Raw genomic sequence first — 15,853 nt, 5'->3', positions numbered from 1 at the left:
TAGCTGTTTTTTCTGCATAAAAAATAGCTCGCCAAAAACAGAAGAAAAAATCCAAATGAAACCGTGTCAATATTTTTTTTGCATTTTGAAACACTCTCTTCTAGGTTCTTTCCACTTGCCCACGAAGCCCGCGGGCAAGCCGTTCTCAATCAACGTCCTCTAGGAGATACACCATGCAAGCACTGGAAAAAGACCTGGAAACCGAACTGCAACTCGACGATTGGTTTGAAGCGCCGACCCATGAGGCCGCCGTTGAAATGATGCAAGCCGATGCCGTTGTGCCTTTCGGCACCGCGATGTGGCCTTTCTAATACCCGGCAGGCATCCGGCAGGTGCTGTGCACGGCACCTGTCCCCTTACCCAAGGCACAGAAGGACACCGTCATGGACAAGGCCCGCGCCGTCGAACACTTTCTCTACTACCTCGCACACCACCCAGCCCTCAGCGGCCTGAGTCGCCCCACCGTGCTGCTGGGCCATACCGAACGCTACGACGCCATCGCCCAGGCAATCACCCACGGCAGCGCCGCCCGCTTCAACTTCCAGTTGCAACGCCTGGACCTGGCTCCCAGCGAAGCCCTGGTGCAAGCCATCGAAGACTGTGACCTGTACCTGTTTCTCTACGACTCTTCCACCCTGCCCAACCCACGCGCCGAAGGCCCGGACTTTATCCGCGCCCTGCACGGCGTGATGGCCGAGCACTGGAAGAAATCCCTGCTATTCAAGGATTATGGTGATTACTTCTACGACACCTTCAGCGTCGAGCCACAGCGTATTGCCGACCTTAACGCCACGCTGATCCGACGCATGTCCCAGGCCAATGTACTGAGCTTTACCGACAAGCACGGTTCACGTCTTGAAGCGCCGATGAGCAGCATCAAGAAGTGGACCAATATCAACGGCGTCGGCAACCACGACCTGGCCCCCGGCGAAATCGCCACCCACAGTGAAGCCATCAACGGCCAGGTGCGGTTTGTCGGTACCTTCCTCAGCACTATTCCGTTTGCGCGCAAATACGGCGTGCTGCAATCACCGCTGGAATTGTGGATCGAGAACTCGACCATTTGCAGCGTGGCCAGCGACGTGCCGGGGCTGGCGGATGATTTCAACAAGTACCTGAATGCCAACCCGTCCAACCGTCGGGTGGAGGAGCTAGGGATTGGCACCAACGAAGGGGTCAAGGATCTGTATGCGCGCAATGCCGGGTTCGAGGAGCGCCATTGCGGGCTGCACCTGGGCCTGGGCGGCGGGCAGAAAGGCAGTCATCACTTGGATTTGATCTTTGCCAGTGGGGTGTTGGCGCTGGATGACAAGCCGGTGTTTGATGGCTCCTTTGCCTTTTAAAAGATCATCAGACGTGTAGATATCCCTGTGGGAGCCGGGCTTGCCCGCGATAGCGGTGGGTCAGTTAGCACAAAGGTGACTGGCACACCGCTATCGCAGGCAAGCCAGCTCCCACAGTTGATTGCATTTCAAATTCAGATCAAAAAAAACGCCAACCCTAGGGTTGGCGTTTTTATGCAGCGCTTAACGCATCACTGCGGCTTCTTGCGACCAAAACCAGGACGCTGACCCGAACCTGCCGGGGCGCCACGGCGCTTGCCCGACGGCTCATCAGCTACCAGTTTCGGGCCAGGGCGCTTGTTCGCCGCTGGCTTGGCTGGACGCTTGGTACTGGCGTTGTCGGCCGGGCGATCGGCTTCACCACGGTTGCTGCGACCGCCGCTTGGCGCTTCGCCACGGGCCGGGCGCGGTGTGCGTGGTGCACGATCACCTTCCTGGCGGGACGGTGCGGTTGGGCGACGCTCACCTTCGATCTGCGGCTCGCGAGAAATACGACCGCCGGTTGCCGGTGCATTCAGCGCCGGGCGCAGGGTGCGAGCCACGCGCTCGGTACGCGCAACAGGGCGCGACGATTTACGCTGCATACGCTCGAGCTTGTCTTTGCTCTTGGCGTTCATCTGCGGCATGGCGACAGGCGTCAGGCCAACTTCGGCGCTGAGGATGTCGACTTCGTACTGGCTCATTTCGCGCCAGCGGCCCATCGGCAGGTCGGAGTTCAGGAACACCGGGCCGAAACGCACGCGCTTGAGGCGGCTGACCACCAGCCCCTGGGATTCCCACAGGCGACGCACTTCACGGTTACGCCCTTCCATCACCACGCAGTGGTACCAGTGGTTGAAACCTTCGCCGCCTGGCGCCTGCTTGATGTCGGTGAACTTGGCCGGGCCGTCTTCCAGCACCACGCCGGCCTTGAGGCGTTCGATCATCTCGTCATCGACTTCACCGCGTACACGCACGGCGTATTCACGATCCATCTCGTAGGACGGGTGCATCAGGCGGTTGGCCAGTTCGCCGTCAGTGGTGAACATCAGCAAGCCGGTGGTGTTGATGTCCAGACGACCGATGTTGATCCAGCGGCCTTCCTTGGGCTTGGGCATCTTGTCGAACACGGTCGGACGGCCTTCCGGGTCGTCACGGGTGCAGATTTCGCCATCGGGCTTGTTGTACATGATCACCCGGCGCACCGATTCGGCGGCCTCTTCACGCTTGATGACCTTGCCATCAATGGTGATTGCATCGTGCAGGTCGACGCGCTGGCCGAGGGTAGCCTCGACGCCGTTGACCTTGATGCGCTTCTGGGTAATCCAGGCTTCGACGTCGCGGCGCGAGCCCACGCCGATACGCGCCAGCACTTTTTGCAGCTTTTCGCCTGCTGGGCCGATTTCCTGGTCTTTCTGGTCTTGGTCATTCATCGTAAGCACCTCCCGGTGGGTCGATTCAGGCGTGGCCTGAGGGGTCTTGAAAGCGGGGCCTTGGCCGAATAGGTCGGCAAGGGGTCGCGAATCATACGCGCATGGCGCGTGTTGCGCATCACAGACTAGTCGATAACGTCCAAGTCATTTGCTTTTCCGCCGACCGGTGGCACCCAGCGCCAGCAATCGCAGCTCGGCTTCAGCCAGCACCGTGCGCTTGTCGACTTTGTCGAGCTTCTTCCAGGCACGGATTTCGCGCTTGCTGCGGCCACAGCCGACGCAGATGTCGTCGGCGAACTTGCAGATGCTGATGCACGGGTCTTTGGTGGAACTCATGTTTTCTCCCAGACAATCCAGACCAATGGAGACAATGGAGATCCAATGTGGGAGGGGGCTTGCTCCCGATAGCAGTGGATCAGTTGATGCATCTGCTGCCTGACACTCCGCTATCGGGAGCAAGCCCCCTCCCACAGTTTTTATTGCGTCAGTCTTCGAGTTGGCGGCGTTCGTTTTCGATGGCTTCGGCCAGCGCCCGGGCTTCGTCTTCTTCGTCGCTCAGCGGCGGCTGTTCCAGGGCGGCGACGGCGGCCAGCAGTTTTTCCCGGGCATCGGCGACGCCGAGGATGTCTTCTTCGACTTCGGGCTCGGGTTCAACGTTCACCTCGGTCTGCGGCTCGTCGGCAGCATCACGCAACAGGTCGTCAAAATCAGTCTTGATCCCTTGCTCCATATCATCGAGCTCCAACAACAGCGTATGGAAGCTGGTTTCGTCCTTGGGCTCCTCCGGCTCGGCGCTGGCATCGGCCAGTTCCTGCAGGCTTTGCGGCACCGGCGCATCGTCGAAGTCGAGCACCGGCTCGGCCTCCATTTCGCGCAGTTCAGCCAGGGGCGGCAGGTCGTCGAGGTTCTTCAGGTTGAAATGATCGAGGAACACCTTGGTGGTGGCGAACATCGCCGGTTTGCCGGGCACGTCGCGGTAACCCACGATGCGGATCCACTCGCGCTCCAGCAGGGTCTTGACGATATGGCTGTTGACCGCCACACCACGCACGTCCTCGATTTCGCCACGGGTAATCGGCTGACGATAGGCGATCAGCGCCATGGTTTCCAGCATTGCCCGCGAATAACGCTGCGGCCGCTCTTCCCACAAGCGCCCCACCCACGGCGAAAACTTCTCACGGATCTGCAGGCGATAACCCGACGCCACTTCGCGCAACTCAAAGGCACGGCCGTCGCAGGACTTGCGCAGGATCTCCAGCGCCTTCTTGAATACCGGCGGCTCCGGGCGTTCAGCTTCTTCAAAGAGTTCGAACAGGCGCTCCAGGGATTGCGGTTTACCCGAGGCCAGGAGAAAGGCCTCCAGCAAGGGTGCCAGTTCGCGGGGTTCAGTCAGATTCATCGATTCAGCTCGTTATTCGGCTCGCGCCCGCACGTGGATAGCCGCAAAAGGCTCATTCTGCACCAGCTCGACCAAGGATTCCTTGACCAGTTCGAGGATCGCCATAAAGGTCACCACCACACCTAGTCGGCCTTCTTCGGCGGTGAACAGCTCGACAAACGGCACAAACCCACCGCCCTTCAGGCGTTCCAGCACATCACTCATGCGCTCGCGGGTAGACAGTGCTTCGCGGCTGACCTGGTGGCTTTCAAACATATCGCCACGGCGCAGCACCTCGGCCATGGACATCAGCAATTCTTCCAGGCTCACGTCCGGCAGCAATTTGCGCGCACGGGCCTCGGGTGCGTCGAGCTTGGGCACCACCACATCACGGCCCACGCGGCTCAGGCCGTCAATGCCTTCGGCGGCGGCCTTGAAGCGTTCGTACTCCTGCAAGCGGCGGATCAGTTCGGCGCGCGGGTCATCCTCTTCGGCTTCGACGGTCTCCGAACGCGGCAACAACATGCGCGACTTGATCTCGGCGAGCATGGCGGCCATCACCAGGTACTCGGCGGCCAGCTCCAGGCGCACCGACTGCATCAGCTCGACGTAGCCCATGTACTGACGGGTGATTTCTGCCACCGGGATGTCGAGGATATTGATGTTCTGTTTGCGGATCAGGTACAGCAGCAAGTCCAGCGGGCCTTCGAAGGCTTCCAGGAAGACCTCCAGGGCATCCGGTGGAATGTACAGGTCCAGGGGCATTTCCATGACCGCCTGGCCATAGACCATGGCGAACGGCAGTTCCTGCTGGGCGCCGGCCTGGGGATCAGCGGTTTCCACGGCCGACATTCAGGCCTCGACCATAAATGGCGCCGGATCGCCACAGCCCACACGCACCACTTCAGGCTCGCCGTCAGCCAGGTTGATCACCGTCGAGGCTTTGTTGCCGCCGTAGCCGCCATCGATGATCAGGTCGACATGCTTTTCCAGCAGGCGCCGCATTTCGTAAGGGTCGTACAACGGTTCGGTTTCACCGGGCAGGATCAACGACACGCTCATCAGCGGCTCACCCAGCTCGGCCAACAGCGCCAGGGCTATCGGGTGTTCCGGCACGCGCAGGCCGATGGTGCGCTTCTTGGGGTGCAATAACAGGCGCGGCACTTCGCGGGTGGCATTGAGAATGAAGGTATAAGGCCCCGGCGTATGGGCCTTGAGCAGGCGGAACGTACCGGTGTCGACCTTGGCGAACAGGCCCAGTTGAGACAAGTCGCTGCAAATCAGTGCGAAGTTGTGCTTGTCGTCCAGCTGGCGCAGGCGCCTTACACGCTCGACCGCGCCTTTGTCGCCGATCTGGCAACCGATGGCGTAGGACGAATCAGTTGGATAGATCACCACGCCGCCGGCTCGGATGATCTCCACGGCCTGTTTAATCAGGCGCGCCTGAGGGTTTTCCGGATGAATCTGGAAGAATTGACTCACGTGCTCTACCTGTTCAGACGGTGGCAATAATGGGGTCATGCTTGAATCGCCCCCACAACAGCGGCAGATCTTCCGGGACCTGGCGATACTCGCCAATCTCGGACCAGCCGCCTGGGCCATGAAAATCACTGCCGGCACTGACCAGCAGACCAAATTCGCGAGCAAGGATCGCCAGGCTGCCGACCTGTTCCGCCGGTTGATGCCCGTTGACCACCTCGATCGCGTGGCCACCCGCACCAATATAGTCGCTGATCAGCTTGCGGCGCTTGCTGCGGGTGAAATCGTAATGCCAGGGATGCGCCAGGCTGACCCAGGCCCCGGAGTCCCGCAGGGTCTGGACGGTGTCTTCCAGGGTCGGCCAATGCAGCTTCACATCGCCCAACTTGCCGGCGCCCAGCCATTTGCGAAAGGCTTCGGCGCGATCCTTTACATACCCTTCACGTACCATCCAGTCGGCAAAGTGCGGACGGGCCGGTGCGTTGCCGCTGTCGCCCAGCTCTTGCTGGATGGCACGGGCGCCGTCGAGGGCACCTGGCATGCCTTTAAGGCTGAGCTTGCGGCTTATTTCTTCGGACCGCAGCCAGCGGCCATCGTGCAATTGGGCAATCGCCGCCACCAAGGGCGGGGCCTTTTGATCAAAACCGTAGCCCAGCACATGGATGGTGGCGCCGCCCCAGGTGCAGGACAATTCCACCCCGTTGACCAGCTGCATGCCCAGGGAATGCGCGGCCTGGCGGGCTTCATCGAGACCCTCGAGGGTGTCGTGGTCGGTCAATGCCAAAACTCGCACGCCTTTTTCAAACGCACGCGCAACCAGTACCGCGGGCGCCAGGGCGCCGTCGGAGGCCGTGCTGTGGCAGTGCAAATCAACATTCACGTGGGTATGTAACCTCAAGTCAGCTGGCGCTATCGCAACCAAGGATGTTTGTTATTATGCCGCCACATCCAGCTTCTGGCTCTTACTGTGAAACAATTCATCGACTTCATCCCGCTGTTGCTGTTTTTCATCGTTACCAAACTCGACCCCAGGGTCATCGAAATCGCCGGTCACGAGCTGTCGTTCGGGGGTATCTACAGTGCCACTGCCGTATTGATCATCAGCTCCATCGTGGTCTACGGCGCCATCTTCATCTCCCAGCGCAAGCTGGAAAAAAGCCAATGGCTGACCCTTATCGCCTGCCTGGTCTTTGGCGGACTGACCCTGGCCTTCCACAGCGAAACCTTCCTTAAATGGAAAGCCCCGGTGGTCAACTGGCTGTTTGCCCTGGTCTTTATCGGCAGCCACTTCATCGGTGACCGCCTGCTGATCAAGCGGATCATGGGCCACGCGCTGACCTTGCCGGAACCGGTGTGGGTGCGCCTGAACGTGGCCTGGATCGTGTTTTTCCTGTTCTGCGGTGCCGCCAACCTGTTCGTGGCCTTTACCTTCCAGGACTACTGGGTCGACTTCAAGGTGTTCGGCAGCCTGGGCATGACCGTATTGTTCCTGATCGGCCAAGGGATCTACCTGTCGCGTCACCTGCATGACACCGCGCCTACCACGCCGAAAACCGAGGACTGACATGCTCTACGCCATCATTGCCACCGATATTGCCAACTCGCTGGAAAAACGCCTGAGCGTACGCCCCGCCCACGTCGAGCGCCTTAAACAGCTGCAAGCCGAAGGCCGTATCGTACTGGCCGGCCCGCACCCGGCGGTCGACAGCAATGACCCGGGCGACGCCGGTTTCACCGGCAGCCTGATTGTCGCCGAGTTCGCCTCCCTGGCCGACGCCCAGGCCTGGGCCAAGGCCGACCCCTATGTCGCAGCAGGCGTCTACGCTGATGTGGTGATCAAGCCGTTCAAGCAAGTCCTGCCTTGAACCCGGCTGCGTCGAACCTAATCGTTTCGGCGCACTCCTAATGGCTCACGGCGGCACCGGTGGGGTCGTCGCCGTCGACAATGGCTAAATCGAGTGAGTCATGAGCGAGCTGTTACTGATAGATGATGACCAGGAGCTCTGTGAGCTGCTGAACAGTTGGTTGAGCCAGGAAGGCTTCCAGGTGCGCGCCTGCCACGATGGCCTGAGCGCCCGCAAAGCCTTGGCCGAAGCCGCCCCGGCGGCGGTGGTGCTCGACGTGATGTTGCCCGACGGCAGCGGCCTGGAGCTGCTCAAGCAACTGCGCAACGACCACCCGGAACTGCCGGTGCTGATGCTCTCGGCGCGGGGCGAACCCCTGGACCGCATCCTCGGCCTGGAGCTGGGCGCCGACGACTACCTGGCCAAGCCTTGCGATCCGCGCGAACTGACCGCCCGCCTGCGTGCCGTATTGCGCCGCAGCCACCCGACCGCGGTCTCGACCCAGCTTGAGCTGGGCGACCTGTGCTTCAGCCCGGTGCGCGGCGTGGTGAGCATCGATGACCAGGAGTTCACCCTGACCGTCTCCGAAAGCCGCCTGCTCGAAGCCTTGCTGCGCCAGCCCGGCGAGCCCCTCGATAAACAGGAACTGGCGCAGATCGCCCTGGGCCGCAAGTTGACCCTTTACGATCGCAGCCTGGACATGCACGTCAGCAACCTGCGCAAAAAGATCGGCCCGCACCCGGATGGCCGGCCGCGGATCGTGGCGCTGCGCAGTCGCGGCTACTACTACAGCCTCTAGAGGCAGCCTTACCAAATCTTTACCCTCCGCTGACGGCGGCTGACCTTGCGCTGCGTAACCTACTCACATCCGGACTCACCGGAATAGAGACAGGAGAATCACCATGCGCAAGACCCTTATCGCTTTGATGCTCGCCGCTGCACTGCCTACCGTTGCCATGGCCATGCCTGAAGGCCCAGGCCCGATGGGCGGCCACGAAGGCCACATGATGGGCGGCCCGGGCCACGGTGAACACGGCCCGCGTGGTAAAGGCGGCCCGTTCAGCCAGCTAGACTTGAGCAAGGAACAGCGCGAGCAGATCCGCAAGCTGATGGGTGACCAATGGCACGCTCGCAAGGACCTGACCCAAAAGTACCTGGACAAACTCCCGGCCGCTGACCAGAAAGCCATGCAGGACGAGATCGCCGCCGGCAAGCAGAAAACCCAGGCCAATATCCGCGCCGTGCTCAAGCCTGACCAGCAGAAGCAATACGACGAGATCGTCAAGAAGCAAGCCGAGCGCCGCGCCGAGTGGAAGCAATTCCAGGAATGGAAAGCCCAGCAAGCGCAAAAAGCGCAATAATGCAAACGTAATGCCTACGGCCCAGTGGTTCACACCACTGGGCTTTTCCTGTTTGAGGGTTTCCTGTGCGTTCATTGTTCTGGCGTATCCTGGCGAGTTTCTGGCTGGCCATCGCCCTGGTTGGCGGGTTGTCGATTCTGCTTGGGCATATGCTCAACCAGGACGCCTGGATTCTCAGCCGCCACCCCGGCCTGAACAACCTGGCGCAAGAGTGGACGCAACTCTACGAAGCCCAGGGTGAGGACGCCGCCCAGGACTTGCTGCAACAGCGCAAACGCCAGTACCACATCGATGTGCAAGTGCTTAACGAGAGCGGCGAGCCGGTGGTGCGCGGTACCTTCCCGCGTCGCGCCGCCGCCTTTGAAGCCCGGCAGAATGACAGCCAGGACGGCCACCTGCCCTGGCGGCGCCTGACCGCCGAGTACACCAGCGACAAAACCGGCGACACCTACCTGCTGATCTACCGCATTCCCCACCCGGAGTTGGAAGCCTGGCACCGCAGTAGCCTGCTGTGGCCGCTCAGTGCCCTGGCAATCACCCTGGTGGTGTTGACCCTGTTCAGCCTGCTGGTGACCTTGTCCATCACCCGCCCACTCAGCCGCCTGCGCGGCGCGGTGCATGACCTGGGGCAAACCACCTATCAACAAAACAGCCTGGCGCAACTGGCCAACAGGCGCGACGAATTCGGTGTGTTGGCCAATGACTTCAACCGCATGGGCGCGCGCCTGCAAAGCCTGATCGGTAGCCAGCGCCAGTTGCTGCGCGACGTGTCCCACGAACTGCGCTCGCCCCTGGCACGCTTGCGTATCGCCCTGGCCCTGGCCGAGCGCGCCAGCCCCGAAGAACGGGAAAAACTCTGGCCACGCCTGACCCGCGAATGCGACCGCCTGGAAGCCTTGATCAGCGAAATCCTGGTCCTGGCGCGGGTCGACGCCGACAACGCCAGCGCCGAAGACATTGACCTCAACCCATTGCTCAAGACCCTGCAAAAGGACGCCCAGCTCGGCGCGCCCGAGCAAGTGGTGCACCTCAGCACCGACGTCGACCTGCGGCTCAAGGGCTGGCCGACCATGATCGAGCGCGCCGTGGATAACCTTCTGCGCAATGCCCAACGCTTCAACCCGGCCGGCCAACCGATTCAATTGCAGGCCCAGCATCAAAACGGGCGCATTCTGATCAGCGTACGCGACCACGGCCCCGGCGTTGAAACCGAACACCTGGGCCAACTGGGCGAGCCGTTTTACCGTGCGCCGGGCCAGACTGCGCAAGGTCATGGCCTGGGCCTGGCCATCGCCCGCCGTGCTGCCGAGCGCCATGGCGGCACCCTGATCCTGGCCAATCATCCCGACGGCGGTTTTATCGCCAGTATCGAACTGCCCTTGATCCCAGGGGCTGCCACACCGGTGTGATGTTCTTCTATAGTGGCCCTTCTCTTACGGAGGGCCTTAGATGACTGACCTGCTGACTCCCATCCAAGCTGCACTCGATTTACCGCACATTGCGCTGCCCGAGACCTCGGCAGGCGCGCTGCCCTCGTCCTTCGCCGTGACCGACCTGGCCGTCGCCAGCATCGGCGCCGCTGGCCAGGCTGTTGCCCAGTTGATCCAGCAACAGACCGGGCGGCTGCCCAGCGTCAGCGTGGATCGGCGTCTCGCCTCGCTGTGGTTTTCTTCGTCGATTCGCCCAGTGGGTTGGCAAGTACCGCCGCTGTGGGACCCAGTGGCCGGTGACTACGCCAGCGCCGAGGGCTGGATTCGTCTGCACACCAACGCACCCCATCACCGTGCAGCGGCCGAACGGGTGCTTGGGCCTGTGGCCGACCGCGCCGAGATGGCGACCAAAGTCGCTACATGGAACGCCGCAGAACTGGAACAGGCCATTGTCGACGCCGGCGGTTGTGCGGCGCAGATGCGTACGTGGCAAGCCTGGCAGCAGCATCCGCAAGGCTTGGCGGTGAATGCCGAAGAGTTGATACAGCGTCAGGTCTTCGACCCTGGTATCGACAAACCCTGGCTTGGCTCACCTGCGCGCCCGCTGGCGGGTATCAAGGTGCTGGACTTGACCCGCGTATTGGCCGGCCCCGTGGCCAGTCGTTTCCTCGCCGGATTGGGTGCAGATGTACTGCGCATTGATTCGCCAACCTGGAACGAACCGGGCGTGGTACCGGAAATGACCCTGGGCAAGCGCTGTGCCCGCCTCGACCTGAAAAGCCCTGAAGGCCGGCAGGTATTCGAAGCCTTGCTCAAGCACGCTGACGTACTGTTCCATGGTTACCGCGCCGATGCACTGGAACAGCTGGGTTACACCCTCGGCGAGCGCCAACATATCGCCCCCGGCCTGATTGACGTCAGCCTCAATGCCTATGGCTGGAGTGGCCCGTGGCGTAACCGTCGCGGTTTTGACAGCCTGGTGCAGATGAGCAGCGGGATCGCCGAGGCGGGCATGGCCTGCAAGCAAGCGGATAAGCCCGTGCCGCTGCCGGTGCAGGCGCTGGATCACGCTACCGGTTACCTGATGGCCGCCAGTGCGATCCAGGCCTTGAGCGAGCGGTTTGCGTCAGGTCGGGGCGGTTCGGCGCGGTTGTCACTGGCGCGCACGGCCAAGTTGCTGGTGGACGCAGGGCAGGTGCCGCAGCAGGCAGCGTTGCGCGGCGAAGACATCAATGATCAAGGCTTGGTGGTAGAGCAGACCCCCTGGGGCCAGGCCCATCGGTTACTGGCGCCGCTGAGCATCAGTGGCACGCCGTTGCAGTGGGATTTGCCGGCAGGGGAATTGGGCGCGCACCGGCCTCAGTGGTGAACTGAAGACCGCCATCGGGGGCAAGCCCCCTCCCACTTTTGAATGTATTCACACATCAAATGTGGGAGGGGCTTGCCCCCGATGAGGCCATCACAGTCACTATCAATCCCCGCGGTTCAACGACGTCCACAAATGCTGCGCTGCATACGCCCTCAACGGCCGCCACGCCTCTGCCCGCGCCAGCAACTGCCGTGCCGACACCGGCCCGCCTTCCAGCGCCGTCAGCGCATTGATCAAGCCGATGTCCCCCGACGCAAACGCATCCGCCTCGCGCAACTGGCGCATGGCGATGTACTGCGCGGTCCAATCGCCAATCCCCGGGAGTGCCACCAACCGTGCAACACCGTCCTTGAGACTGGCCTTGGGCTCGAAAATCCGAGGGTCATCCAACAACGCCTGGGCCACACCGGACAAGGTGCGACCTCGCGCCTTGGGCATGCCCAGGGCCGCCAGGTCCGCCGCCGCCAGCACCTCGGGTGCCGGGAACAGGTGAGTAATACCGGTGTGGGGGGTTTGCAACGACTGGCCATACTGCGCCACCAGCTTGCCCGCCAACCGGATCGCCGCCACCACCGTGATCTGCTGGCCCAGCACTGCGCGAATGGCCAACTCCAGGCCGTCCCATGTACCCGGCAACCGCAGCCCTGGTCGAGCCGCAACCAGTTGCGCCATCAACGGGTCCCTGGCCAATTGCAGGTTGATCACGGCGGGCACGGCATCCAGATCGAACATCCTGCGCAGGCGCCGCTCGATCTCGGGCAGCGCGGCCGGCTCGGGAAAGTCGACCGTCACTTCCAGCCAGTCCCCCGCCCCCGGCGCGACGCTGATCCAGCCATGTCGCCCGGCCACACTGATGCTGCGTCGATACACACCGGCCACCACGGTTTCCAACCCGGTGATTGCCCGCGCCGATAAGAACTCCACCATCGCCGCCCAGTCATAAGGCGGTTGATACACCAACCTCACAGCGACAATACCCCGCTATACAGCCCGTACGCAGCCAACCCGGCGCCCGCGATCACACAACCGAAAATGCCTTTTTCAAGCGAGGTAAACAACGGGCGGCCCTGCTCCCGCTTGGCCAGGGCAAACAGGATCACACCCGGTGCATACAGCAGCGCCGACAGCAGCAAATATTTCAAACCGCCCGCATACAACAGCCACACCGCGTAACCGAGGGCAATCAAGCCTACCAGCAGATCCTTCATGCGTCGGCGCTGAGCGCCTTGATAGGTTTCGCCGCGCGCGCTCAACAGCACCGCATAGGCCGCCGACCACAGGTACGGCACCAGAATCATCGACGACGCCAGGTAGATCAGGGTGGTGTAGGTACTGGCCGAAAACAGCGTGATCACCAGAAATGCCTGGATCATCACATTGGTCAGCCACAACGCGTTAACCGGCACCTGATTGGCATTTTCCTTTTTCAGGAACGCCGGCATGGTCTTGTCATGGGCAGTGGCATAGAGGATTTCCGCGCAGAGCAACGCCCACGAAAGCAATGCCCCGAGCAGCGAAACCGCCAGGCCGAGGCTGATCAATATCGCGCCCCAGGGCCCGACAATGTGTTCCAGCACGCCCGCCAGGGACGGGTTCTGCAACTGCGCCAGTTCCGGCTGGCCCATGATGCCCAACGACAGCACATTCACCAGCACCAGAAGCGCCAGCACGCCCAGGAAACCAATCACCGTGGCGCGCCCCACATCGCTGCGCTTCTCGGCCCGCGCCGAGTACACACTGGCGCCTTCGATACCGATAAACACAAACACCGTGACCAGCATCATGTGGCGCACCTGCTCGACCACGCTGCCCATCTGCGGATTGCCCAGGCCCCAGATATCACGGGTGAAGATGTCGGCCTTGAACGCCACGGCGGCGATCACGATAAACATCAGCAGCGGCACGATCTTCGCCACGGTGGTGATCTGGTTGATGAACGCCGCTTCCTTGATCCCGCGCATCACCAGAAAATGCACCGCCCACAGCAACAGCGATGCACAACCGATGGCCAGTGGTGTATTGCCCTGACCGAACGCCGGGAAAAAGTAACCCAGGGTGCTGAACAGCAACACGAAATAGCCGACGTTGCCCATCCACGCACTGATCCAGTAGCCCCAGGCCGACGAGAACCCCATGTAATCGCCGAAGCCGGCCTTGGCGTAGGCATACACCCCGGAATCCAGTTCCGGTTTACGGTTGGCCAGGGTCTGGAACACAAACGCCAGGGTCAACATGCCAACCGCGGTAATGGCCCAACCGATCAGCACCGCGCCTACTTCGGCGCGGGCCGCCATGTTTTGCGGGAGCGAGAAGATCCCGCCGCCGATCATCGAACCTACTACCAGGGCGATCAGGGCACTGAGCCGAAGTTTCTGGGCTGGTTGGGACATGCAGGTTCCTCGCAATAAATGTTTGAGCCGGCCACCGCGCACTCAACTAATTCAATTTAATGACGCTAGCGTTTCATAACATAAGGGTATGTAAACGCAGGAAGTTTAGGCTTATTTAGAATTTAAATACGGCAATTATGAAGCGCTCGTCAGGCAACATCCAAAAAGTTTGCACATTCGCAAATACGAACTAGCGTCAACACCCATGCCCCGGACCAAATGATTAACCACATTGTAGGAGACCGCTCTAGCGAGCGCCTTTGCACAGGCCGTGTCGCCCCGCAACTGCCACCCTAAGTCGTTAATTCACAATGGAATGTGCCAATGAAGTGATCTGAGTCAGCTGTTTTATTAGCGCACGGAATTATTCTGTGATCTCTCTTCTCCTGCATTGGAGTCACGCAATGTCTGATTCTCCCGGAAAACTTAGGCTTGGTGCGCTGGTTGCACTTGTCGTGGGCTCAATGATTGGCGGCGGGATCTTTTCACTCCCGCAAAACATGGCCGCCAGTGCCGACGTAGGCGCCGTGTTGATTGGTTGGGTGATCACCGCCATCGGCATGTTGACCCTCGCATTCGTGTTCCAGACCCTCGCCAACCGCAAGCCCGATCTCGACGGCGGGGTGTACGCCTACGCCAAGGCCGGCTTCGGCGATTACATGGGGTTCTCATCGGCCTGGGGCTACTGGATCAGTGCCTGGCTGGGCAACGTCGGGTACTTCGTACTCTTGTTCAGCACCCTGGGTTACTTCTTCCCGATCTTTGGCGAAGGCAACACGCCGGCGGCGGTGATCGGTGCCTCGGTACTGCTGTGGGCGGTGCACTTTCTGGTGCTGCGCGGCATCAAGGAAGCAGCGTTCATCAACCTGGTGACCACCGTTGCCAAGGTGGTGCCGCTGCTGTTGTTCGTGCTCATCGCCCTGTTCGCGTTCAAGCTGGATATCTTCACCGCAGACATCTGGGGCGTAAAAAACCCCGACCTGGGCAGCGTGATGAACCAGGTGCGCAACATGATGCTGGTCACCGTGTGGGTGTTCATCGGCATCGAAGGCGCGAGCATCTTTTCCTCCCGTGCCGAGAAACGCAGCGACGTGGGCAAGGCCACCGTGATTGGTTTTATCACTGTGCTGCTGTTCCTGATGCTGGTGAACGTGCTGTCTTTGGGGATCATGACCCAACCGGAACTGGCCAAGTTGCAGAACCCGTCGATGGCTGCCGTGCTTGAGCATGTGGTCGGCCATTGGGGTGCGGTGCTGATCAGCGTCGGCTTGATCATCTCGCTGCTGGGCGCGTTGCTGTCGTGGGTGCTTCTGTGTGCGGAGATCATGTTTGCCGCCGCCAAGGACCACACCATGCCGGAGTTCTTGCGCAAGGAAAACGCCAACCATGTGCCGGTCAATGCCCTGTGGCTGACCAACGCGATGGTTCAGATATTCCTGGTGATCACCCTGTTTTCCGCGAGCACCTACCTGTCGCTGATCTACCTCGCCACCTCGATGATCCTGGTGCCTTACCTGTGGTCGGCGGCCTACGCCCTGCTGCTGGCGGTGCGCGGCGAAACCTACGAAAACGCGCTCAAGGAGCGCAAGAAAGACCTGTTCATCGGCGCCGTCGCCCTGATCTACGCGATCTGGCTGCTCTATGCCGGCGGCACCAAATACCTGCTGCTCTCCGCCCTGCTCTACGCCCCCGGCGCGATCCTGTTCGCCAAGGCCAAGCGTGAACTGGGCAAACCGATTTTCACCAACGTCGAGAAGCTGATTTTCGCCGCAGTGGTCATTGGCGCCCTGGTGGCGGCCTATGGGCTCTACGACGGCTTCCTGACTCTGTAATTGTATGTTCACTGG

The 15,853-nt window shown here is 61.2% G+C and carries 17 protein-coding genes; 9 read left to right on the top strand and 8 right to left on the bottom strand.

Features of this window, described 5'->3' with window-relative positions:
• Window positions 1-173 precede the first annotated feature (173 nt).
• Both E4P00_RS04950 and E4P00_RS04945 read left to right on the top strand, forming a co-directional pair.
• Window positions 174-311: a hypothetical protein gene (locus E4P00_RS04950; RefSeq protein ID WP_003237751.1), complete on the top strand. Its 138-nt coding sequence runs from the start codon at window positions 174-176 to the stop codon at window positions 309-311.
• A gap of 72 nt (window positions 312-383) precedes the next feature.
• A complete protein-coding gene (locus tag E4P00_RS04945; RefSeq protein ID WP_032879733.1) occupies window positions 384-1,343 on the top strand; it encodes a hypothetical protein in 960 nt (319 codons plus the stop codon).
• Between the two features lie 191 nt (window positions 1,344-1,534).
• Here the strand turns inward: E4P00_RS04945 and rluB are convergent, their stop codons facing one another.
• From rluB to E4P00_RS04915, 6 genes are all read right to left on the bottom strand, one after another.
• Complete coding sequence (gene rluB / locus E4P00_RS04940) at window positions 1,535-2,755, bottom strand: 23S rRNA pseudouridine(2605) synthase RluB (RefSeq protein ID WP_005790814.1); 1,221 nt, start codon at window positions 2,753-2,755, stop codon at window positions 1,535-1,537.
• Window positions 2,756-2,899: 144 nt separating this feature from the next.
• Entirely contained in the window at window positions 2,900-3,091 is a 192-nt protein-coding gene (locus E4P00_RS04935) for a DUF1289 domain-containing protein (RefSeq protein WP_032879732.1), read from the bottom strand.
• Window positions 3,092-3,239: 148 nt separating this feature from the next.
• A complete protein-coding gene (gene scpB, locus E4P00_RS04930) occupies window positions 3,240-4,154 on the bottom strand; it encodes an SMC-Scp complex subunit ScpB (RefSeq protein WP_032879731.1) in 915 nt (304 codons plus the stop codon).
• Between the two features lie 12 nt (window positions 4,155-4,166).
• Window positions 4,167-4,865, bottom strand: a complete 699-nt coding sequence (locus tag E4P00_RS04925; RefSeq protein ID WP_164365898.1) for a ScpA family protein — start codon at window positions 4,863-4,865, stop codon at window positions 4,167-4,169.
• 120 nt (window positions 4,866-4,985) lie between these two features.
• Window positions 4,986-5,615, bottom strand: coding sequence for an L-threonylcarbamoyladenylate synthase (locus E4P00_RS04920; RefSeq protein ID WP_003193796.1), 630 nt, complete (start codon window positions 5,613-5,615; stop codon window positions 4,986-4,988).
• A 13-nt stretch (window positions 5,616-5,628) separates the two neighbouring features.
• Window positions 5,629-6,492: a PHP domain-containing protein gene (locus tag E4P00_RS04915; RefSeq protein ID WP_056791434.1), complete on the bottom strand. Its 864-nt coding sequence runs from the start codon at window positions 6,490-6,492 to the stop codon at window positions 5,629-5,631.
• 87 nt (window positions 6,493-6,579) lie between these two features.
• Between E4P00_RS04915 and E4P00_RS04910 the strand changes: the two genes are divergently transcribed.
• The 6 genes from E4P00_RS04910 (at window position 6,580) to E4P00_RS04885 (ending at window position 11,616) form a co-directional block, all read left to right on the top strand.
• Window positions 6,580-7,176, top strand: a complete 597-nt coding sequence (locus E4P00_RS04910) for a septation protein A (RefSeq protein WP_005790819.1) — start codon at window positions 6,580-6,582, stop codon at window positions 7,174-7,176.
• A 1-nt stretch (window position 7,177) separates the two neighbouring features.
• On the top strand, window positions 7,178-7,477 hold the full coding sequence (locus E4P00_RS04905) for a YciI family protein (RefSeq protein ID WP_005790820.1): 300 nt from the start codon (window positions 7,178-7,180) through the stop codon (window positions 7,475-7,477).
• A gap of 100 nt (window positions 7,478-7,577) precedes the next feature.
• Window positions 7,578-8,255, top strand: a complete 678-nt coding sequence (locus E4P00_RS04900; protein ID WP_078822169.1) for a response regulator transcription factor — start codon at window positions 7,578-7,580, stop codon at window positions 8,253-8,255.
• Between the two features lie 103 nt (window positions 8,256-8,358).
• Window positions 8,359-8,817: a hypothetical protein gene (locus tag E4P00_RS04895; RefSeq protein WP_005790823.1), complete on the top strand. Its 459-nt coding sequence runs from the start codon at window positions 8,359-8,361 to the stop codon at window positions 8,815-8,817.
• Between the two features lie 65 nt (window positions 8,818-8,882).
• Window positions 8,883-10,226 (top strand): HAMP domain-containing sensor histidine kinase, encoded by a 1,344-nt coding sequence (locus tag E4P00_RS04890; protein WP_248130834.1) that lies wholly within the window; start codon window positions 8,883-8,885, stop codon window positions 10,224-10,226.
• A gap of 40 nt (window positions 10,227-10,266) precedes the next feature.
• Window positions 10,267-11,616, top strand: a complete 1,350-nt coding sequence (locus E4P00_RS04885; RefSeq protein ID WP_248130832.1) for a CoA transferase — start codon at window positions 10,267-10,269, stop codon at window positions 11,614-11,616.
• Window positions 11,617-11,718: 102 nt separating this feature from the next.
• On the opposite strand, the gene E4P00_RS04880 is transcribed toward E4P00_RS04885, so the two are convergent.
• Window positions 11,719-12,582, bottom strand: coding sequence for an AlkA N-terminal domain-containing protein (locus E4P00_RS04880; RefSeq protein WP_248130830.1), 864 nt, complete (start codon window positions 12,580-12,582; stop codon window positions 11,719-11,721).
• Window positions 12,579-14,006, bottom strand: coding sequence for an arginine-ornithine antiporter (gene arcD / locus E4P00_RS04875; RefSeq protein ID WP_005790831.1), 1,428 nt, complete (start codon window positions 14,004-14,006; stop codon window positions 12,579-12,581). The genes E4P00_RS04880 and arcD (E4P00_RS04875) overlap by 4 nt, the downstream gene beginning before the upstream one ends.
• 404 nt (window positions 14,007-14,410) lie before the next feature.
• Here arcD (E4P00_RS04875) and arcD (E4P00_RS04870) point away from each other — a divergent pair, with 404 nt between their 5' ends.
• The gene (gene arcD / locus E4P00_RS04870) at window positions 14,411-15,838 is read left to right on the top strand and encodes an arginine-ornithine antiporter (RefSeq protein WP_032879725.1); all 1,428 of its coding nucleotides are present in this window, start codon (window positions 14,411-14,413) and stop codon (window positions 15,836-15,838) included.
• Window positions 15,839-15,853: the final 15 nt, after the last annotated feature.

This window comes from Pseudomonas sp. B329, assembly GCF_023127835.1.
In the GTDB taxonomy this organism is placed as follows: Bacteria; Pseudomonadota; Gammaproteobacteria; order Pseudomonadales; family Pseudomonadaceae; genus Aquipseudomonas; species Aquipseudomonas synxantha_A.
This window is presented reverse-complemented; position numbering and strand designations above follow the sequence as displayed.